The 21,841-nt window shown below is 48.3% G+C and carries 11 protein-coding genes and 2 tRNA genes; 10 read left to right on the top strand and 3 right to left on the bottom strand.

The genetic code is table 11. The features are described from left to right. The first annotated feature begins 541 nt into the window (after positions 1 to 541). The 4 genes from Q0991_RS19525 to Q0991_RS19510 are packed head-to-tail and all read left to right on the top strand — an operon-like array spanning position 542 to position 8,336. Positions 542 to 2,215, top strand: a complete 1,674-nt coding sequence (locus tag Q0991_RS19525) for a class I SAM-dependent DNA methyltransferase (RefSeq protein ID WP_299491658.1) — start codon at positions 542 to 544, stop codon at positions 2,213 to 2,215. Continuing rightward, a complete protein-coding gene (locus Q0991_RS19520) occupies positions 2,205 to 3,473 on the top strand; it encodes a restriction endonuclease subunit S (protein WP_299491656.1) in 1,269 nt (422 codons plus the stop codon). Before Q0991_RS19525 ends, Q0991_RS19520 begins: the two co-directional genes overlap by 11 nt. After that, positions 3,466 to 4,473, top strand: coding sequence for a PDDEXK nuclease domain-containing protein (locus Q0991_RS19515; RefSeq protein WP_299491654.1), 1,008 nt, complete (start codon positions 3,466 to 3,468; stop codon positions 4,471 to 4,473). The genes Q0991_RS19520 and Q0991_RS19515 overlap by 8 nt, the downstream gene beginning before the upstream one ends. After that, positions 4,470 to 8,336: an HsdR family type I site-specific deoxyribonuclease gene (locus Q0991_RS19510; RefSeq protein ID WP_299491652.1), complete on the top strand. Its 3,867-nt coding sequence runs from the start codon at positions 4,470 to 4,472 to the stop codon at positions 8,334 to 8,336. Before Q0991_RS19515 ends, Q0991_RS19510 begins: the two co-directional genes overlap by 4 nt. Here the strand turns inward: Q0991_RS19510 and Q0991_RS19505 are convergent. Further along, positions 8,328 to 8,399: transfer RNA gene (locus Q0991_RS19505), tRNA-Gly, on the bottom strand. The two genes, Q0991_RS19510 and Q0991_RS19505, sit on opposite strands and share 9 nt — an antisense overlap. Before the next feature lie 352 nt (positions 8,400 to 8,751). Here Q0991_RS19505 and pds point away from each other — a divergent pair. The 3 genes from pds (at position 8,752) to Q0991_RS19490 (ending at position 12,102) form a co-directional block, all read left to right on the top strand. Continuing rightward, the gene (gene pds / locus Q0991_RS19500; RefSeq protein WP_299491650.1) at positions 8,752 to 10,194 is read left to right on the top strand and encodes a 15-cis-phytoene desaturase; all 1,443 of its coding nucleotides are present in this window, start codon (positions 8,752 to 8,754) and stop codon (positions 10,192 to 10,194) included. Further along, positions 10,178 to 11,119 (top strand): phytoene synthase, encoded by a 942-nt coding sequence (locus Q0991_RS19495; protein WP_299491648.1) that lies wholly within the window; start codon positions 10,178 to 10,180, stop codon positions 11,117 to 11,119. Before pds ends, Q0991_RS19495 begins: the two co-directional genes overlap by 17 nt. 107 nt (positions 11,120 to 11,226) lie before the next feature. Next, the gene (locus Q0991_RS19490; protein ID WP_299491645.1) at positions 11,227 to 12,102 is read left to right on the top strand and encodes a 6-carboxytetrahydropterin synthase; all 876 of its coding nucleotides are present in this window, start codon (positions 11,227 to 11,229) and stop codon (positions 12,100 to 12,102) included. A gap of 102 nt (positions 12,103 to 12,204) precedes the next feature. Here the strand turns inward: Q0991_RS19490 and Q0991_RS19485 are convergent, their stop codons facing one another. Then, positions 12,205 to 18,258: a hybrid sensor histidine kinase/response regulator gene (locus Q0991_RS19485; protein WP_299491643.1), complete on the bottom strand. Its 6,054-nt coding sequence runs from the start codon at positions 18,256 to 18,258 to the stop codon at positions 12,205 to 12,207. Positions 18,259 to 19,131: 873 nt separating this feature from the next. Between Q0991_RS19485 and Q0991_RS19480 the strand changes: the two genes are divergently transcribed. Next, positions 19,132 to 19,761 carry a hypothetical protein gene (locus Q0991_RS19480; RefSeq protein ID WP_299491641.1) on the top strand — a complete coding sequence of 210 codons (630 nt, stop codon included), beginning with the start codon at positions 19,132 to 19,134 and terminating at the stop codon, positions 19,759 to 19,761. Here Q0991_RS19480 and Q0991_RS19475 read toward each other — a convergent pair. Next, positions 19,758 to 20,894 (bottom strand): extracellular solute-binding protein, encoded by a 1,137-nt coding sequence (locus tag Q0991_RS19475; protein WP_299491639.1) that lies wholly within the window; start codon positions 20,892 to 20,894, stop codon positions 19,758 to 19,760. The two genes, Q0991_RS19480 and Q0991_RS19475, sit on opposite strands and share 4 nt — an antisense overlap. A gap of 375 nt (positions 20,895 to 21,269) precedes the next feature. On the opposite strand from Q0991_RS19475, the gene Q0991_RS19470 reads away from it, so the two are divergent. Together Q0991_RS19470 and Q0991_RS19465 are read left to right on the top strand one after the other, a co-directional pair. Continuing rightward, positions 21,270 to 21,617, top strand: a complete 348-nt coding sequence (locus Q0991_RS19470) for a hypothetical protein (protein ID WP_299491637.1) — start codon at positions 21,270 to 21,272, stop codon at positions 21,615 to 21,617. A 93-nt stretch (positions 21,618 to 21,710) separates the two neighbouring features. Further along, positions 21,711 to 21,784: transfer RNA gene (locus Q0991_RS19465), tRNA-Asp, on the top strand. Positions 21,785 to 21,841 lie beyond the last annotated feature (57 nt).

Genomic DNA, 21,841 nt, shown 5'->3' with positions numbered 1-21,841 from the left:
ACCATTACTTTTTGATTCATTTATCCAATCACCGATGAACCATTCATCTGTGTTGTATTCCCGCAGAGATGCTGTAGAGCTGTTGTCTGAAGAGCGGGGCCGATCTCCCCGTCATCTCCTAACGCCTAGCCTGTTGAGCAAATGGTGTGCTGATTTGTGGGTTTGAAGGAGTTTGACACTGATCAGATGGCCCAGCTGAGGGCTATGAACCAGCACTATGCCGGTGGCGGCAGCAGGCAAAAACTCTTAATCAAGATGAGGAATCCCAAATGGTACCAATCACCGAATTGATGAAATATGGTAGTCGTCGCAAGATTGAGGTGATGGCCGAAGGCCGGTCGTAGACCATCGCAAAGCAATACGATTGGGTATTTTGGACGAAAATGCTCCTTCGGATCTACCCACTCATGAGGACGCATATCATTAAATGAGTGGTGAGTAACTGAGTATGAGCGTCTAGATAAAGGAAATCAGAATATACGGTGATTTTTTGGGGATTGGTCCTACTCTAAAACACACTCCAGACGTTCGGACTGTGACGATGCCCAAAGCCAAAAAAGCCAAAGCCCAAAGTAATGAATCCTTGGAGCAGAAGCTCTGGAAGGCGGCGGATAAGCTGCGCAAGAATATCGATGCAGCGGAGTATAAGCATGTTGTCCTGGGGCTGATTTTCCTCAAGTACATTTCCGATGCTTTTGAGCAGCTACACGACAAGTTGGAGGCGGGTGAAGGGGAATATGCAGGGGCAGACCCAGAAGATCCGGATGAATATAAGGCAGAGAATGTGTTTTTTGTGCCTGCGGGGGCACGGTGGTCGGCGTTGCAGGCCCAAGCGAAGCAGCCGGATATTGGCCAGCGGGTGGATGAGGCTATGGAAGCAATTGAGGGGGATAACTCAAAGCTGTTAAAGGGCATTTTGCCAAAGGTGTATGGGCAGCAGAAGCTGGACCCCACTTCGCTAGGTGGGCTGATCGATATGATTGGCAGCGTCAATCTAGCGAAATCTGAGGTGGATGCAGATGGGCAGTTAGAGATAGCGGAGCCCAGCCCAGAACCGCGACAGGCTGATCTGCTAGGGCAGGTGTATGAGTATTTTTTGGGGCAATTCGCCCTAGCGGAGGGGAAGAAAGGAGGTCAGTTCTACACCCCGGAGGCGGTGGTGCGGGTATTAGTGGAGATGCTACAGCCCTTTGAGGGCAGGGTGTTTGATCCGTGCTGTGGATCGGGCGGGATGTTTGTCCAGAGTGAGAAGTTTGTTAGCCATCACCGGGGGCGACTGGATGATATTTCCATCTATGGGCAGGAGAGCAATGAGACAACGTACAAGCTATGCCGGATGAACCTGGCGATTCGGGGGATTGATGGCTCGAATATTCGCTGGAACCCTGAAGGCTCATTCCTAAACGATGCCCATAAGGATCTAAAGGCAGATTTTGTGATTGCCAATCCACCCTTTAATGACAGTGACTGGGGTGGAGATTTACTGCGGCAGGATGGCCGCTGGCAGTATGGGGTGCCGCCAAAGGGGAATGCCAATTTTGGTTGGGTGCAGCACTTTTTGTATCACTTGGCCCCGACGGGGGCAGCGGGGTTTGTGTTGTCGAATGGGTCACTATCGTCGAATACGGGTGGGGAAGGGGAGATTCGCAAGGCGTTGGTGGAGGCCGATCTGGTGGATTGCATTGTGATGTTACCAACGCAGTTGTTTTACAACACGGGAATTCCGGCTTGTTTGTGGTTTTTGAGTCGATATAAAAACGGGAATAAGAACCGGGACCGCAAGGGGGAAGTGTTGTTTATTGATGCATCGGAGTTGGGCTATATGGTCAATCGGCGTAATCGGGCCTTTGCAGAGGAGGATATTCAGAAGATTGCAGGCACGTATCATGCCTGGAAACGGTTGCCCTCCCCTAGCCCCTCCCAGAGGGAGGGAGATCAAAAAGCCCCTCTACCTATGGGAGAGGGGTTTGGGGAGAGGGCCTATGAAGATATCAAAGGGTTCTGTAAGTCGGCGGTGTTGGCGGATATTGAGAAGCATAATTTTGTGCTGACGCCGGGGCGGTATGTGGGGATACCGGAGGAGGAAGATGATGGGATTCCCTTTGAGGAGAAGATGGGGGCGCTGACGGTGGAGTTAGCAGCGCAGATGAAGGAGGCAGAGGAGCTGGATCGGGAGATTAAGGTTCAGTTGGCGGGGTTAGGATATGCTCTCTGAACAACACGGTCTCTATCCCAGAGGTTTCTCATCTGATACCAATTGGATATGGCCATTAGTTCCAGCAAAAGATTTAGTCACTCTCAACTATGGCAAGGCTTTGCGAGAAAGTGACAGAAATTCTGGCGACACACCAGTTTATGGAACGAATGGTAGGTGTGGTTGGCATGATTCTTCGCTAACTAAAGGGCCAGGTGTGATTCTTGGGAGAAAGGGACAAGGTCCACTTGGCGTAGAGTGGTGTGACAAAGACTTTTGGGTAATTGATACAGCCTATTTTGTCACGGCTAATCGTTCTGACCTTGATTTGAGATATTTCTATTATTTAGTGAATTACATCGGTCTAAATCATTTAAAGGTTGGAACCTCTAATCCCAGTCTTTCTCGCGATACATTTGATCTACAATTGCTTCCTTTTCCACCATTTGAGACACAGAAAGAAATTGTCAGAATATTGGCAACCCTCGATCGCAAAATTGATACCCTCCGCAAACAAAACGATACGCTAGAGAAAATCGCCCAAACCCTCTTCAAACATTGGTTCGTCGATTTTGAGTTCCCCTTCGACTTCGCCCAGGGCAAACCCAGCACCGACGGCAAGCCCTACAAATCATCCGGCGGCGCAATGGTCCCATCAGAGCTAGGCGAAATCCCTGCAGGCTGGCATTTTGGGGATTTTGATGATTTTTTTAATTTGTTTAGTGGGGGAACACCAAAGACGAGTATTCCTGAATATTGGGATGGGGATGTCAAATGGCTTTCAGGCAAGGATGTAACATCACACAATAAAAATTTCATTCTCCACACTGAGAAACAAATCTCTGAGCTTGGATTGCAAAAATCTGCAGCGAAACTCTTACCTCAATACACGACGGTTATATCTGCTAGAGGAACGGTAGGTAATTATTGTCTACTTTCTGAAAGCATGGCTATAAGTCAATCAAACTTTGGAGTTTTAGCTCAAAAAAAAGAACATATTTTCTTCGGTCATCTTCTGATAGGAAATTTGATTGATAAGCTTAAACGGGAAGCATATGGAAGTGTATTTGATACCATCACAACTTCTAACTTTAAAAGGCTAAAAATTCTAATTCCTGACCTCTTCACTCTTACAACGCTTGAAAAAAATGCTGTTAATCTTTTTGAGAAAATCTTAGTTAATTCTCAACAGATACAAACGCTTACTAATGTCCGCGATACCCTTCTTCCCAAACTCATGAGTGGCAAACTCCGAGTAGGAGATAGCCAAAATGAGTGACCTCACCCCCAACACCTACCAAACCCTCATCGATCGCATCGCCACCTGCCTCACCCAAGGCCGCATCCAAGCCAACCAACAAGTTAACACTGTTCTTCTCGAAACCTACTGGCAAGTCGGCCAACACATCATCGAATTCGAACAATCCGGCCAAGAACGTGCCGAATATGGATCCCGCCTCCTGCCCCAGCTATCAAAAGACCTCAAACAAACCCACGGCAAAGGCTTTAGCCGCTCCAACCTCCAGTATATGCGGCTGCTTTACCTGGCCTATCCAAAACGCCAGACACTGTCTGGCAAATTAACCTGGTCTCACTACACCGAACTCCTCGCCGTCTCCGACGACCTAGCTCGCTCCTTCTACGAGCAGCAATGCATCCGCGAAAACTGGTCCGTCCGCGAACTCAAACGCCAGAAAAACGCAGCCCTATTCGAGCGAGTTGCCCTCAGCAAAGACCGAGAAGAAATCCTCGACCTCGCCCAACAAGGCCAACCCATCGAGTCTGTTCAGGATGTCGTCAAAGACCCCTACGTCTTCGAGTTTCTGGATCTACCCGAACGCAACCTGCGGGAAAGCGACCTCGAACAGCGCCTAATCGAAAAGCTAGAGCAGTTTCTCCTAGAGTTGGGCAAAGGCTTTGCCTTTATCGGTCAGCAATACCGCATCACCCTCAACAACACCCACTTCTACGTGGATTTGGTCTTCTACCACCGCATCCTCAAATGCTTTGTCCTGATTGACCTCAAAGCCCGAGCCGTCACCCACCAAGACATCGGCCAGATGAACCTCTACCTCAATTACTTTCGTGCCGAAGAAAATGTCGAAGATGATAATGAGCCGATTGGCATTGTCCTAGCCCGAGACAAGGATGAAATTTTAGTGGAATATGCCACTGGCTCCATCTCCAATCAACTGTTTGTCTCCCGTTATCAACTCTATTTGCCCAATCGGGAAGACTTACAACAGGAGTTACAGCGAATTCTACGGGGGGAACCGTGAGCAAATTCACCACCGAAGACGACATCGAAAAATACAACCTCCAGCTCCTCGATAGGCTGGACTATCGGTACAGTCACGGCACGACCTCAGCAACAACTGCAGGGCAGCCCACCACCTGGAAGGCCAAAGACAGTGGCGGGGGGACTTATCTCAGCCTCGAACAGCGCCACAGCTTCAGTGAGGTTTTACTCAAAGATCGCCTCGGGCAGGCGATCAGCCATATCAATCCCCATATCCCTCCCGAAAATCGTCAACAGGCCCAACGCGACCTCCAAAACATCGCCAGCCCCGACCTGATCACCAATAACGAAACCTTCCATCGCTACCTTACGGAAGGTATCACCGTTGAATATACAAAAAACGGCGAAACCAAAGGTGAACAGCTCTGGCTAATCGACTGGGACACCCCCGAAAATAACGAATTCCTGGCGGTTAACCAGTTCACCATCATCGAAGATAAACACAACCGCCGCCCCGATATTATTCTTTTTATCAACGGCATCCCCCTGGTCGTTATCGAACTCAAAAATGCCACCGACGCCAAAGCCAATCTACAAGCCGCCTATAACCAGCTCCAAACCTACAAGTACGAAATCCCCAGCCTCTTCACCTACAACGCCCTACTGATCATCTCCGATGGTATCTCTGCTCGTGCCGGTTCCCTCTCTGCACCTTTCAGTCGCTTTAGCCAATGGAAACGCAAGCTCCCTGATGGCACCATCGAGAACAACCCCAACACCAACGAGCTAGAAATCCTCGTCAACGGGATGCTTAATAAGCACACCTTGCTGGACCTGGTCCGCCACTTCACCGTCTTTGAAAAAGTCAAACAAGTGGACCCCGGTACCGAAGTTGTCACCCTCAACACCATCAAAAAAGTCGCTGCCTACCACCAGTACTACGCCGTCAATAAAGCTGTTGAATGTGTTTTGCAAGCGTGTGATATTCCCTCCCCTAACCCCTCCCTTTGGGAGGGGAATCAAGAAGTCCCTCGCCCTATGGGAGAGGGATTTAGGGAGAGGGCCAATTTCCGAGCCAGTGAAGAACAAGCAGCCTACCGGGGTGGACTACCCGTCACCACACTCCTTCAACAAGCAAGAGAACTTCGTCAAAAACAAACCCCTGCAGAAGCCATCTTTTGGGAAACCGTAAGAGCAAAAAGGTTCTGTGGACTCAAGTTCCGGCGTCAGCATCAGATTGGCAACTTTATCGTTGACTTCTACTGCCACCAGCATCAACTGGTCATTGAATTAGACGGCGGCATTCACAATCAGCCTGAGCAACAGCATCGAGATCAAGAAAGAGAGCAATACCTTTCATCTCTGGGTCACACCGTTTTAAGGTTCTCCAACCAGGCCATTTTTGAAGATTTAGCTACCGTTCTCAATGCGATCGCAGCACAAGTAGGTCTTCCCTCCCCTAGTCCCAAGAATCAAAAAGTCCCTTGCCCTATGGGAGAAGGATTTAGGGAGAAGGCCAACGTCCAAACCAGCAAAGACCAAACCAGCAAAGCGATCGCAGCACAAGTAGGTCTTCCCTCCCCTAACCCCTCCCATGGGGAGGGGGATCTAGAAGTCCCTCGCCCCTTGGGAGAGGGATTTAGGGAGAGGGGTAACCATCGGGGTGGCGTGGTCTGGCACACTCAGGGCAGCGGCAAATCCCTCTCCATGGTGTTTCTCAGCGGTAAGCTTGTCCTAGCCCTCGACAATCCCACCCTCGTCATCCTCACCGATCGCAACGACCTCGACGACCAGCTCTTCGATACCTTTGCTGGATGCCGCCAACTGCTGCGCCAAGCCCCTCAGCAGGCAGACAATCGAGCTGCAGTCCGCAATCTGCTCAACGTTAGCTCCGGTGGCATCGTTTTTACCACCGTGCAAAAATTCGCCCCCGAAGATGGCGAAACCCTTTATCCTCAAATTAGCCCTCGTTCTAACATCGTCGTCTTAGCAGACGAGGCCCACCGCAGCCAGTATGGCTTCAAGGCCAAACAGGTCACCCTTAAAGACGAAGACGGTAACGAAATCGGCAAACAAACGCGCTATGGCTTCGCCAAATACATCCGTGATGCCCTGCCCAATGCCACCTTTGTCGGCTTCACCGGCACCCCCATCGACCAAACCGACAAAAATACCGAAGAAATCTTTGGCAAATATATCGATATCTACGACATTGCCCAGGCCGTCGAAGACGGAGCCACCGTCCCTATTTACTACGAAAGCCGCCTGGTCCAGGTTGACCTAGATCAGCAGGGTATAGAACTCCTAGAAGAACTAGACGAAGACCTTAGTTTTGAAGACCTCAGCACCACCCAACAAGCCAAGGCCAACCAGACTCGTGTTGAAGCGATTGTCGGTTCCACCCAGCGACTAGAGACCATCGCCCAGGATATCATCACCCACTTCGAACAACGCCAAAAAACCAATCGCGGCAAGGGCATGATTGTTACCCTTAGCCGCCGCATTGCTGCAAATCTCTACGAGCAAATTACCCAACTGCGTCCAGAGTGGCATAGCAACGACCTCAACGCAGGCATCCTCAAAGTGGTGATGACTGCCAGCGCCTCCGACGAAGAGAAACTGGTGCAGCACCACACCAGCAAAAAAGATCGTCAGGTCTTAGCCCAACGCCTTAAAGATCCCGACAACAGCCTAGAACTGGTGATTGTCTGCGATATGTGGCTCACCGGCTTTGATGCCCCCTGCCTCCACACCATGTACATCGACAAACCCATGAAGGGCCATAACCTGATGCAGGCCATCGCCCGCATCAACCGGGTCTACTTTGAAAAACAGGGGGGCCTAATAGTGGACTATTTAGGGGTGGCCCACGAACTCAAAGAAGCCCTCAACTTCTATTCTCAAAGCGGTGGCAAAGGAGATCTGAGTCTCGATCAGGAGGTCGCTATAGGTCTAATGCTGACCAAACTGGAAGTGGTGGAAGGCATCATGGCAGACTTTGATTACCAACCCTATTTCACCGCTAGCACGGGCGATAAACTCAACCTGCTTAAAACCGCCACCAACCACGTTGCTCATCCCCAAATCAAAGACCGATTTATGGATGCGGTTACAGCCCTCTCTAGAATCTATGCCCTTGTCGCCCACAACCCAGAAGCCATGGACAGGGCCGAAGAAATCTCTTTTTTTCAGGCCATTCAAGCCAGCCTCCGTAAGCTAGAACCTAGTGATGGTGGCCTTAGTAACGTCGAAATCGAAACAGCTATTCGACAAGTCGTAGACCAAGCCCTAGTCTCCGATACTGTCGTCAACATTTTTGACGACGCTGGTATCAAGAGTCCCGACGTTTCCGTTATCTCCGAGGAATTCCTAGCCGAAGTCGAAGGCATGGAGCATAAGAATCTAGCGGTTGAACTGCTTAAGCGTCTTCTACGGGATGAAATTAAAGCTCAGCAGCGGACCAATGTTGTCCAGAGTCGCAAGCTGGCTGACATGCTAGAAGATGCGCTAAGACGCTATAAAAACCAGGTGATTAGCGTCACGGATGTGATGCAGGAGCTAATTGAAATCAGCAAAGATGTCGAAGCCGCAAAAAATCGGGGCGAGGAGCTTGGCCTCGAATCCTATGAGCTGGCTTTTTACGATGCCCTGGCCCAAAACCAGAGTGCCAAGGACATTATGGGGCATGATCAGTTACGAGAGTTAGCCATTGTTCTGGTGGCTAGAGTTCGCAAAAATGCCTCGATTGACTGGAATCTGAAAGAGACTGCTCGTGCAAGGATGAAGGTCATGGTCAAGCGATTGCTCAGACAATATGGCTACCCACCCGATCAGCAAGCTATGGCTATCGAACTGGTGCTGGAGCAAGCCAAAGTATTCACAGAAATCACAGTAAGCGGATGATCGGACTCGAACCGACGACATTCAGCTTGGGAAGCTGACGTTCTACCACTGAACTACACCCGCAGAGCGTGAATAATAAGATAGCATCGAACCCTCACCCCTCAAACGAACTATAGATTTTATCCAGAAGTGCGTTCTGCTTTTTATCAGGTTTGGCAAAGATGCAGCTCCATTAGCCCTCGTCGTTCTTTGAATAAGCCGACTCTAAGGCCGTAGCTGGACCTGATTGCCTTTTGATATTGCAGCTTGCTCTTCTCCCAAGCCCTGATGTGGAGGCTTATTCTAGAAAAATTTATATTTTTTTCAGATTTTCTGAATTGTTACAGTTTGCAAAGGTATAATTAGGGCTGTGAACCACCACTTGGCCGGTCGGTGGTTAAGAAAAGACGCTGTAATCCAAGGGACATAACAATTCATGCGAGTTGCGATCGCAGGTGGAGGTCTGGCAGGTCTCTCCTGTGCCAAGTATTTAGTTGACCAAGGGCATACTCCCATCGTTTTAGAACGGGCCTCTGTCTTGGGGGGCTTGGTGGCCGCCTGGAAAGATGAAGATGGAGACTGGGTGGAAACAGGTCTACACGCCTTCTTTGGGGCTTATCCCAACATGCTCCAATTGCTGAAGGAACTGGATATTGAAGATCGGCTGCAGTGGAAAAAGCATGCCTTGATCTTCAATCAGCCCGAAAAGCCGGGGGTGTTATCACGGTTTGATGTGCCGGACTTGCCCTCGCCTATCAACGTCATTATTTCGATTCTCCGCAACAACGATATGTTGACCTGGGAGCAGAAGATACGATTTGCGATCGGCCTCCTACCTGCCATTGTCCGAGGGCAGAAATACGTCGAAGAGATGGATCGTTACTCTTTATTGGAGTGGCTGCAAAAGCAAGGCATCGACGACCGGGTGAATTCCGATATTTTTATCGCCGCCTCCAAAGCCTTAACTTTTATCAACCCAGATGAAGTTTCTGCCACCATTCCCCTGACGGCCCTTAATCGGTTTTTACAAGAGCGCTACGGATCAAAGATTGCTTTTTTGGACGGTGCCCCACCCGAGCGACTTTGTCAGCCCATCGTTGATTATGTAACGGAACGGGGGGGCGAAGTTCTGGTTAATGCTCCGCTAAAGAAGATTGTGCTCAACGATGATGGCAGTGTGAATCATTTCTTGATGAAAGGATCTGCTGATTCGGAAGAGTACACCATCACCGCTGATGCTTATGTCTCGGCTATGTCCGTAGACGCCATGAAGCTGATGATGCCCGACGAGTGGAAGGCTAAACCCTATTTCCAACAGCTCCAGGAGTTGGAAGGGGTGCCTGTGATCAGCATTCAGCTCTGGTTTGATCGCAAGCTTAGTGATGTTGATCATTTGCTCTTCTCACGGTCACCCTTATTAAGTGTCTACGCCGATATGAGTAACGCTTGTCGGGAATATTCCGATCCAGACAAATCAATGTTGGAGCTAGTTCTGGCCCCGGCAGAGGACTGGATTAGCCGATCAGACGATGATATTATTGACGCGACTTTAGCAGAACTCGCCCAACTGTTTCCAGACGAAATTCCCGATGTAGCCAAAGTGCTGAAAGCCCGAGTGGTGAAGACACCCCGCTCTGTTTATAAAGCGATTCCGGGCCGACAGCAGTTCCGTCCGGTCCAAACAACTCCCATTCCCAACTTCTTTCTGTCTGGAAGTTACACCATGCAACGATATCTGGGCAGTATGGAGGGAGCGGTGCTTTCTGGTAAGCTGACAGCACAAGCGATTAACAGCGCTAAAGTCCTTTCGTCCTCCAATCACGCTTCTGCACCGTCCAAGCCAGTTTCCCAGTCAATCCCGAATGCTGCAACTGCCTGAAACTCCAAGACCCACCAAAAAACTGGCGTCTCTTGAAGACTCCTACGAGCAATGTCGGCAAATTACCGCCGATTATGCCAAAACCTTTTATCTGGGCACCCAGCTGATGTCGCCCGCAAAGCGTCAAGGGGTCTGGGCTATTTATGTTTGGTGTCGGCTGACGGATGAATTGGTCGATGGTCCTCAGGCAGCATTTACCACCTCTGAGACGCTAGACAAGTGGGAAGAACAGCTTGAATCTGTGTTTGCGGGCCATCCTGTGGACGACCCAGATGTCGCACTTGTGGATACCGTGGAACGCTTTGGGCTAGATATCCAGCCGTTCCGGGATATGATTGCTGGACAGCGAATGGATTTAGTCCGCGATCGCTACGAAACCTTTGAGGATTTGCGCCTTTACTGTTACCGGGTTGCCGGAACCGTGGGGCTGATGTCAGCTCAGATTATGGGGGTGGAATGCTTTTGCGATCGCTTACAGGCTCCCTGGAGTCCTCCTAGAATTCTCAACAATCAGGCCAACACTATTAGTAAGGCCGTCGATTTAGGTATTGCTAATCAGCTCACCAATATCCTCCGGGATGTCGGTGAAGATGCTCGCCGAGGGCGAATCTACCTCCCTCTAGAGGATTTGGCTGCCTTTGACTACACCGAAGCGGATTTATTTAATGGCATCATTGATGATCGCTGGCGAGCATTTATGAAATTCCAAATCCGTCGGGCTCGTCAGTACTTCGCTCAGGCAGAGTCAGGAATTAGCACTCTAGAAAAGGATGCTCGCTGGCCCGTATGGTCGGCTCTGGTGCTCTATCGCCAAATCCTGGATGTGATTGAGCAGAACCAATACGATGTCTTTACCCGTCGAGCCTATGTTCCGAGTCGGCGTAAATTGATGTCTTTGCCATTGGCTTGGCTCAAATCCTTATGAGGGTCTGGATTAACCCAGAGAATTGAAACCATAGGTTAAAATATTAAGAAATATTATTAGTGCCGTGTCTCCAATGAAGAACGGCTGTTGCTACGGTTTGCCCTGTTATGAAATGTGTTATCCACCGACGCGCTGAGTTCTCTGCCAGCCATCGGTATTGGTTACCTGAGCTATCGGAATCAGAAAATCAGGCGAAATTTGGTCTTTGTACCCAAGCACCGGGTCATGGCCATAACTATGAACTGTTCGTTTCCATGTGGGGCGAACTGGATCAGTATGGGATGGTCCTCAATCTCTCAGATGTCAAACAAGTGATTAAGCGAGAGGTCACTGACCCTCTCAATTTTTCCTATCTGAATGAGATATGGCCCGAATTTAAGGCAACCCTGCCCACGACCGAGCATCTGGCACGGGTGATCTGGCAGCGGTTAGAACCGCATTTACCGTTAGTAAATATTCAACTTTTTGAACATCCCAAACTGTGGGCTGACTACAAAGGAGCTGGCATGGACGCCTATTTAACTGTTGGAAGTCATTTTAGTGCTGCGCATCGATTGGCACTCCCTGAACTAAGTTTTGAAGAAAACTGCGAAATCTATGGCAAATGCGCTCGGCCCAATGGGCATGGCCATAACTATCATCTGGAAGTGACCGTCAAAGGCGAGGTGGATGCACGGACAGGCATGATTGTGGATCTCGTCGCTCTCCAAAATATGGTGGATGATGTGGTCTTAGAACCCCTGGATCACACCTTTCTCAATAAGGATATTCCTTACTTTGCGGAGGTCGTTCCCACGGCTGAAAATATTGCGGTCTATATTGCCAAGCTTTTGCGAGAACCCATCCTACAGATGGGGGCAGACCTGCATCGAATCAAATTGATTGAGAGCCCCAATAATGCCTGCGAGGTGCTCTGTTCTGATTTATTTGATACGACCCCAGCACTCTCTAGTCGAATTGGAGAACCCGCGTTAGTGGGCTAGTTGGGGCAGATTATTCCCCTGCTGACGACTTTCATACCCCAAGCTTTAGTCGGTGGAGATGTTTATGCTGTTTGTTATCCGCAATCTGACCAGGAACCCCTGTTAAACCGAGCGGGTTAATTGGATCAACTGCTCAAACTGATAGTCCTTAACAAGCTGGTATAGGCTGGCAGCTATTTCCTGATGTTCCCCTTCAAGGTCAGCAATCAACGCCGTAGCCCTACCCTCATCAAGGAACATGGCTGCTTGATTGAGCTGCTCCTTCCAGGTCGCTGGTAGATCAGATAAATGCTCGGGAGTCAGAGAACGCCCGGGTAAGCAAATGGGCTCAGATGGAGCAGAATCTTCATATATCCATTCCAGATCTAGAGAGCGAGCCATCAACTCCAACAGGTCTGCAAGCATATAGGGCTTACTGACAAACCCATCACAACCATTGGCTAAGGCTTGATTGCGTACATCATCAAAAGCATTAGCCGTCAGCGCGATGATAATGGGGACGGGACCCCTGCCCGCAGCCGCTAGCCGTTTAATCTCTTGAGCTGCCATTCGCCCACCCATTCCTGGTAATTGTAAGTCCATAAAAATAAGATGAGGATGCCAGGACTGCCAACATTGAATCGCGGATTGGCCCTCACTCACGGCGGTGACGACAAACCCCAGGGGTGATAAATGATCAATTAACAAACGCTGGTTATCGGCTTGATCTTCTACGACTAGTATGCGTTGAGTGGGCTGTCCCTCAGCCAGTCCAATGATGCGTCGTTTAGGTCGTATTGGGGTCACTCGAACTTCTGTCAGTAGGACGGGTAAATCGAAATAAAAGCAAGTACCAATCCCCTCTTCGCTGCGAACCTGGAGTTTTCCGCCCATCAGTTGGACAAAGCTTTGGCTAATTGGCAATCCCAAGCCAGTTCCTTGCTGCGATCTCACCCCTGTTTTAGTCTGGACAAACGCCTCAAACACGTGACCCAACTCATTGGCCGCAATTCCCGCTCCCGTATCTTCCACCTCAAACATGAGAACACTAATATCGGGAGGAGACTGCCCACCTTTGTCAAGGCTAGGGGTGGCGCGTCTTACCCGGAGGGCCACCCAACCGATCTCGGTGAACTTAATGGCATTCCCCAGTAAATTGATAAGGATTTGGCGGAGTTTTTGCTCATCTGCTTGAATAATCTCAGGTACATCTGAAGACTGCTCAAATCTCAGTTCAATCCCTTTTGCTTGAGCCTTGAGCTGCAACATCCCCTGAATGGCTTGCAGAAATTCATATAAATTGAAGGTATCTAATTGAAGGGTGGTTTTGCCCGCCTCAATTTTGGATAAGGCTAAGACATCGTTAATCAGATCCAGTAAATGTTCGCCACTGCGATTAATGATTTCCAGTGATTCTTGCAGATGCCTGGGCAGACTGACATCCTGAGCCATTAATTGACTGAAACCCAAAATGGCATTGAGGGGGGTTCGTAATTCATGACTCATACTCGCCAAGAACTTACTTTTAGCTTGGTTAGCTTTTTCAGCCTCAAGCTGGGCGGTGCGCAACTGCTGGGTTCGTTGGGCAATCTTATTCTCCACTGAAGAATAGAGCTGGGCATTATCAATGGAAATGGCCGCCTGGGCAGTTAGCAAATGCAGCACCTCCAAATGATCAGAAGTGAAAGCCCCTGGGGTTAAATTGTTTTCTAGATAAAGCAATCCCACCAATTCCCCCTGTCGAACAATGGGCATGCATAGTTGTGAGAGGGGCGCATATTTTTCTTGGTAGGGATCGCCAGCAAATTTCGGTTCCGTGCGGCCATCATGAATAACAAAGGTCTCGAGCGTCCGTTCACTATAGTGAACCAGAGATAAAGGAATGATTCTATCAATCTCAATATGGTCGAGGGAAATGGGCAATAAAGCTGAGGTTTGTGGGTATTGAGCCATCAGGCACATTTGCTGGTTTTGCTTCATAAACAAGCTACCCCTCTCTGCGCCAGCATTCTTAATCACAACTTGCAGGGTAGTGGCTAAGAGCCGTTCAATCTCAATTTCCTCTGATAGCGCTTGGCAGGCTTTCATCACTGCAGCCCAGTCTAAGCCTTGGAAGCCACCATGACTGGAGTGTGTTGGTTGAGTTCGAGCCATACTGAACGATTCCAGGGCTTGAATTCGTAAGCCGCTGTTGAGAAAGGGGGCTAAAAGTTGGGAAAACTTATCTTCCAAGTCTGCTAATTTTGCAGTTGCCCCCCATCGTTCATAGGTATAGTAGGCGTTCACCATATAGGTTTGGGCAATGGTCGTTTTTCCCCATTGCAAGTAAAATCTGGCGGCTAACTCTTGGGCCAGGGCTAGTTCCTGCACAAAGTTATGTTCTGTTGCCAATGCAATAGCTTGATCGTAGGCTTCTAGGGCATCTAAGTGAGCACCAACGACACAATAGTGCTCTGCTTCCACTAGGTGGTATTTATGCTGATAGTTGGCAGGATTGAATTGGAGCCGTCGTTTCAAATCTGCCTGATTTTCGCTAATTCTCTGGAGCCAGTCAGCCGGTATAGCAGTCCCTGAAGACGACAGGGCTAATAATGCTAAAGATTCATAGAATCGAAAAATGGGCCCAGTGAAATAACCCGGTCCTCCCTCCAAATAGACTCTCGCTTCGTCGGCCAGAGATTGAAGATTCTGGCGATCTTGAAACAACACCCCCAACACCAGCTTATGCACACTGTAAAAATGCAAGCCAGCCATGTTGTTTGCGGACAACATATCCGGTACGCTTTCATTCTCGTTAAAGGCCTCTCCCACTAACTGGGTCGGATTTAGGTCAGTCCGCTGAAGATTGAGTACGACTTGTAAAAACAGCCTAGAAAAGGATGCTGTCGTCACGAGTTGATACTTCTCTAGCAGTTTGACGTAAGCTTGGATATCTGTTTCTAAGGTCGTTAAGTTTTGACCCTTGAAATAGGAATACTGACAAATATCTTTGGCACAATAGCCAACAAACTCTAAATTCCCCGTATCTAAAGCAATTTGGTACCCTTCTCGCAACATTGCGATCGCGTCTTGCAGGTGAGCCGTATCGTGAACAACGAACGCCCCCAAACTATAGAGCACAGAAGGTCGAACGGGTTTGGCGTCAAACTTCTCCACCACTTGGAGTGCTAAATGGCTGTAGGCCTTCGCCGACTCAATATCCTGTAGAATTCCAGTCAGTAAAATACTGTAAGTCGCATAAAAAAATCCTCCAAGGGGTGAATTCCCATGTAATAGACTGGTTTTAACCCCAAAAATGGTCACAAGCGGAAAGAGATGGGGGGCCGCGATGTAAGCGACAGGAATCATACTCGCCGCAATCCCCATCACCGCAAGTTGTTCGGGATCGGTCATCTCAGGCAAATTGACCAATTCTGCCACGCGATCCAAAGCCGTTTGTTGAGCCAGATCTTGAAATGCCTGTTGAAGATCATATGAATCCGGGGCTTCCGGAAAGACGATACCAAAGCACTCAAGGGCTTGTTGCGCAGTGGCCAGGGCATCCAACAGACGGTGTTGGGAGGTATAGGCCTGAATTTGAATTTCGTAAGCTCGAACTTGATCGAGAGGATGGGTGGTGTGAGTAAGGATGGACGCTACCAATTTTTCCATCTTGCTGATGGCACCGTGGAGATAAGCTGCTTCAGCGGCTAGCTCAGACAAAGAGAGCATCAAGGCATAATGATCCTGCCATGCCCTCGACCCCAAGAGTATCAAACCCATTGACGCATATTCAGCAGCCAGATCATAAGCGGTCGACGCTCTCGCCTGTTGTGCTGCCATTTTATTCAGCTCTGCCAAGCGGACTTTTTCAACCTCACCTTTGATAAGAGTGGCTCCTCGGTTAAGCTGATTAACCAGTTCAAATATCTGCTCATCCCCCTCAATTTCAGGGACTGTGTTCAGCAACTGTCGGCCAATCGCCAAGTGGGTGGCTCTTTTTTGACCCGGCGGAATCAACGAGTATGCAGCTTGCTGAACCCGATCATGGAGAAATTTATAGTCGCAACGATATTCTGTAACCTCTGGGGAATCTAGATTTGTTGCCGGGGGGAGGTGATCCTTATGGCGCTTGGCTAGAACAGTGTCAGGCAGCTTAATGGATTTAACTTCCTCCAACAGCCCAGCTTGTAGAGCTTCCCCCACGATATGAGTTGTTTCTTCTTCACTGAACTGGGCAATGAGTGCTAAAGTCTTCTGCGAAAACGGGTTGCCAATGCAGGCCGCAAACTTTAAAAAGTCTTGAGTTTGGGGAGAGAGCTTCAGCAACTGCCAACGTACAAACTCAACCACATCATCGGTTGGAGCAAGGGCCTGGATTTGAGTAATATCCCACTCCCAGACACGATGGCTTTTGTCAAAGCGAATCAAATCTTCTTGTCTTAAAGTTTGTAGGAATTGTCGGCAAAAGAATGGATTCCCTTTCGTCTTGTGAAATAAATGCTCAGTTAGGGTATGCGTCTGCTCTGGCGTGCTGGCTAATGTATCCGCCACCCAAACATTTAGATCTCTAAGTTTCAATGCAGTGAGATGTAGTTTATTACTAAAGAGGTGGGTCGATTCAATCTGCTTTAAGGTTTGCTTCAGGGGGTGGGCATCGAGGACTTCATTGTCTCGATAAGCACCCAACAGGAGTAAATAGCCAGTCTTGGCCTCTTCCAAGAGGTTTTTTAGGAATGTCAGCGACGCTGAATCAATCCATTGCAAATCATCCAGAAACAGGACAAGGGGATGATCAATGCTGGGAAAAACTTGGAAAAATTGTTGGAAGACAAAATTAAAACGGTTGAGGGTAGGCTCAGGACCCAGCTCAACGACAGGCGGTTGAGGACCAATCAGCAGTTCCACTTCTGGAATCACATCAATCATGACTTGACCGTTGTTACCGACCGCATCCAGAATTTTGGTTTGCCAGCGTTTCAGGCAAGCTTGGCTTTCCATCAGTAACTGCTGACAAAGATGTCGTAACGCTTGGAGAAGGGCCGAAAAAGGGATACTTTGCTTGAGTGGATCAAACTTACCTTGAATGAAATATCCCCGTCGGCGAACAACGGGTTTATGGATTTCGCCAATGACCGCGGTTTTCCCAACCCCAGACTGCCCAGATACCAACATCAGTTCAGTGGTTCCTTGAGCAACTCGTTCAAATGTGTTGAGGAGTATTTCAACTTCCGAGTCTCGTCCATAGAGTTTCTCGGGAATCACAAAAACTTCAGACTGATCTTCCATGCCAATCCCGAAAGTGTGGATGCTTCCTTGCTGCTGCAATTGATGGCGACACTGCTCTAAGTCAAACTTCAACCCATAGCCGGTTTGATACCTCTCTTCGGGCATCTTAGCCATCAGTTTAAGAATAATCTGGTTGAGAACTTCAGGAATCTCGGAATTGATCGCTGCTGGGGCAACGGGTCGTTGAGCAATATGACAATGAACCAATTCCATCGGGTCATTCGCAGGAAAAGGCAGTTGTCCAGTGAGTAGCTCATAGAAAGTAACCCCTAAAGAATAAAAGTCAGTTCGGTAATCCACTTTCCGATTCATCCGTCCTGTTTGCTCGGGAGAGAGGTAGGCAAACGTCCCTGCCCATAACTTGGGGTTGAGTAAAGAGGAGCTTTCCTGCAATCGTTTTGACGACAGACCAAAGTCTATTAGTTTTGTCTCCAAAGTTTGGGGATGGACGACAATATTTTGAGGTTTGATGTCTTTGTGAATGATTCGATGTTGACGCAAGTTCTCTAAGCTAGCAGCCAGTTGGATAGCAATATCGAGAAAGATGTTAAGGGGGAGAGAACTTGGATAAACGGTTCCATCGGATGGTGCGTCAGTCTGGGGGAAAAAGATGAATAGCTTTGCTAGAGAAATTCCCCCAAAATCTGGCATCTCAATCGCAAAGCCATTGTGGTAGGGCAGTAGAGCATTGGGTTTAACGATACCTGGCAGATTCAGATCTTGATGAATGTTGTATTCGTTTCGGAATTCAGCAAGATCTTGGGCAGTGGGATACGGTGCTTTGAGCAATTTCAGGACAACGTTCTCCTGAGTCACCAGATTATCAGCACGATAGACCAATGTCCTTGAGCTTTCGTATAATTTCTCTCGAACCTGATAATTACTGAGAATGATTTGGGAATGAGACATTATCACTTCATTGGCAGTCAATCTAAGCCATGGCGATAGATTTTTCAGGATGCTTTACTAATAGATATTGACCTGGATTCAGTGTGAGGAAAACATAATATATTCAATATGCCCATCCCAAATAGTGGCTAGATCAAGAAAACATTTTCCTCCTGTAAAAAAGTTGCACTCTAGCTCAAATATTTTTATCCATTAGTGAGTCAGCAATTAATTAGGTGACAAGAAATAGATTTCAAGATGGCTTAATGCTAATGCTCCGCTCCAGTAGATTCAATCGTGACCTCGCGCTAGTCTTTACTAGGAAAAGGAATAGTAGTCGCTAATCCTCCAAAAATAGAGGCACACTTTGAGTAAGGTCTTCTTTTTGTGGATATTCATTGAAGAGCAAAATCAATATCCCAAAGAAAATTAAATATTTTTTTATTGTTCCTCAAGTTTTTTTTGTCAGAATTTCATAGCTTGCTTTTTTCGGCCAATTTCTATCCGTTCGATGGTTTAACTTGTTTAACACTTGTCTATTAGTCAGCGTACTTCTCATACCAAGTGTCACACAAAATGTTCGAAAGTGATTTTCACAAGCACTGTAATCTGCACATCCATTAAATTCAGCAGTTCAAGCGGTTCAACCTCGCACAAAATGGGTCTTAGAAGAATTAGGATTGGATGCTGTATAGACGTTCATCTTAATTGCCGCTAGCCTAATTCTAGAGGAGATCCAGAGTAGCTTTGAATGATGCACGGGGGAATTCGGAAGGGTATCCAATCTTAAGGTGATCGCACCAACCTCATTTTGGATGTAGAGTTGTAGATTAAGTAGAGCTGTAGATTAACAGGGATTTGATCAGTTAAGCACATGCTAGGACAGAATCCTTGATGAAATTACAATGGCCACTTCAGGTGGATTTCCTCAGGGGGAGACTTGATCCGAGACTGATGCAGCTCAGTGTATGCATAGGGGTTAGTTGTTGGGGATTTGTCATAAGTGATTCGCTTGCTTTTGCCCAGTCTCGTCGATCTCCACTGGGTAATACCACCCCAACCGCATTACAGCAGTTACTTGAGCGTAGACCTAAAGGCCCTATTGTCACTGAAAATACACCGTCTCAGCAGGGGTTTACAGTACCAAGCTTATGGTGGACGAATCAGCAGTTTGGCGAAAAACTGGTCCTAGATTGGCAAGCCTATGGCATCGATCAAGTGGGGACCCAACAAATCAGTGTCATTGTCCGGCCAGAACTTTGGACTCGATATAGCTACTACGAGCGCTATGCCTTTGTCCTCAAATTTGGCACAGATGCCAGTCATTTTGGATATCAACTGTTTGTTCAAGATGCGCAGGATTTGCTCTTAGGTGCCTACACCTGTAAGTTTACTGAAGGCGACCCAAGCTATCGGTCTGGTTCCCTGAATGCCCAGTCTCGAATCATTCCAGGTGATGTGAACCGCAAACCCCTCCCTTGTTCTCTATGGTTGAACCCCAACTATCCTCGTACGGTTTTCTAGCGGTTCGTTTGCAGGGTTTGCCAGAGTTTCTGGTATTGCTCAAGGGTGGTGGAGGGTAATGGTAATAAGAATTCGCTACGTTTATATCGATCAGGGTCGACTACAAGCAATCGGCTTTGGGACTTTTCACTTGGCGATTGGGAGCGTACCGGTGAGACGGCGGCTGTAAATTCCGATAGGTTGTTAGCAATGGCCTCTTCCCACCAAAAATTCATCCATTGGTTAGCGGCTTCCGTTTGTTGGGGGTGGGGTTGAACCCACAGATCGGCCCATAAAGCGGTGCCTGAAGTTGGAACCACAGCCTTTAAGTCTGGCTCCCGGGCTAGGGTTGGCAAAATATCTGATGACCAGCCGACTGCAGCCCAGGTATCTTCTAGGATTAATGGCTCTAGATAATGGGTTGAGTCGTAAAATAAGGCTTGCTGATTAAGCTGCTCCAATGCTTGGGGCAATGCTGAGAGGGTCTCTAGATTCTGATCATTGTAGGATTTTTGCAGTTTTTTCAGGGTTAAACCAATCACTTCCCGAGGTTGATTGAGTAAGCTAATTCGCCCTTGTAGTTCAGGTCGCCATAAATCGGACCAGTCTTGAGGCTCCCAGCCGAGTTTCTTAAATTTATCGGGGCGATAAGCAATCAGGGTGGCCCCCCATCGATAGGGAATCCCCCAGACTTGGCCGTCCGGCTTGGGATGGCCGTTGCGATCGCGCCGCACGAGCTGTTGCCATTGAGGGGCGAGGGCGGACCAACGGCTCAGTTTTTCCACATTAATCGGTTGGATTAGATCCTGTTGAATGGCTTGGGTTAACCAATAGTCGCCCAGGCTAGCGAGCCTGGACGGTCGCTCAATAGAGGGCGTTGACGCCGTCGAACCTTGGTTGGAGTCTGCAGCCGTTTCAGACTGGACTTCTTTATGCCATTTTCCCAACTGAGAAAAGATTTCTTGGGGAGAAGATTGCAGTGTTAGTTGTAAAGAGACTTGGGACTTTGACCGAAATTTCCCTATTAACTGAGGGGGAAGTGTTTTCTGTAATGAATGTACTTCTAGCACATTCCGATTATTCTGCTGACAAGCACTTAACAATTGCTGAAGCGTAACCGCCCCCAAGGCCTGTAAAAAAAAACGTCGATCCATTACTTTTAATCCATCACCTCTATCAAAATAACTGTTTTTGAGGCTTAGCCCATTTTGGCGCTCTGGAAGGCTAATCACCCTTGCCGCCAGGGTAGGAGGACCTATTTTCTAACGAATTATGTCTATTCCTGCCCCCCATCAATAAACATGAAATGATGTTTTCGGAAAGTTTTTTGAAGGTAAATGTACGCAAACTAAAGACCTGTAATTGTTTGAAGGATTTCCCTGGCCAAAATAGCCTGAAATATAGCTTCTCTATTCACAACAAATTGGGACAAGACTTTAGATTTAATTTCGTTTTGCCCCTCTAAAAAGGCTCCGTTTGCCGCCAGAAATCCTTACCATAGAATTAAGTCAAATCAGTAGGGGAAAACCATGGATTCAGTTCAAGAGCAACTCACAGTGGTGAGTAATAAGGTTGATGCCCTGCACCAGGTGATCGAGCAGCTTGATCATAAATTGACCACAACTCTGTCGCAGCAGGATTCCCACTCAAGGCCGTTCCCTGGCGCAACTTATAGTGAATCTTCTTTGCACACCGATCCGGGTATGACCCATAAGGATGTTCTAGCAGAAACCACATCCTTTGATGCTAAGGAGCAGCAAGGCGACAAACCCCTTTCACCAGAGATTCAAATTCAACGGCTTACGGCTCAACTGACCGCCGCCTATAACCGTATTGCGGCCTTGGAAGAGCAGCTTCTCTCCCAACGAGTCCACTAGTTGGTCGTTGATTGAGTGGCTTTGACGGGCAACTTAAAGGATTTGTTTGACAAATCTCATTTCAGTTAGCACAATAAAGGTTGCCCAACACAGGGGACTGTAGTTCAACTGGTTAGAGCACCGCCCTGTCACGGCGGAAGTTGCGGGTTCGAATCCCGTCAGTCCCGTTCCTACTGCATATTTCCATGTGAAGTCACCTGGGAGGTTTTCGGATCTCTATTCAG

The sequence above is a fragment of the Acaryochloris sp. IP29b_bin.137 genome, from assembly GCF_028285745.1.
GTDB lineage: Bacteria > Cyanobacteriota > Cyanobacteriia > Thermosynechococcales > Thermosynechococcaceae > Acaryochloris.
The sequence above is the reverse complement of the archived record's forward strand: the minus strand, read 5'-3'. Positions and strand labels throughout refer to the sequence as shown.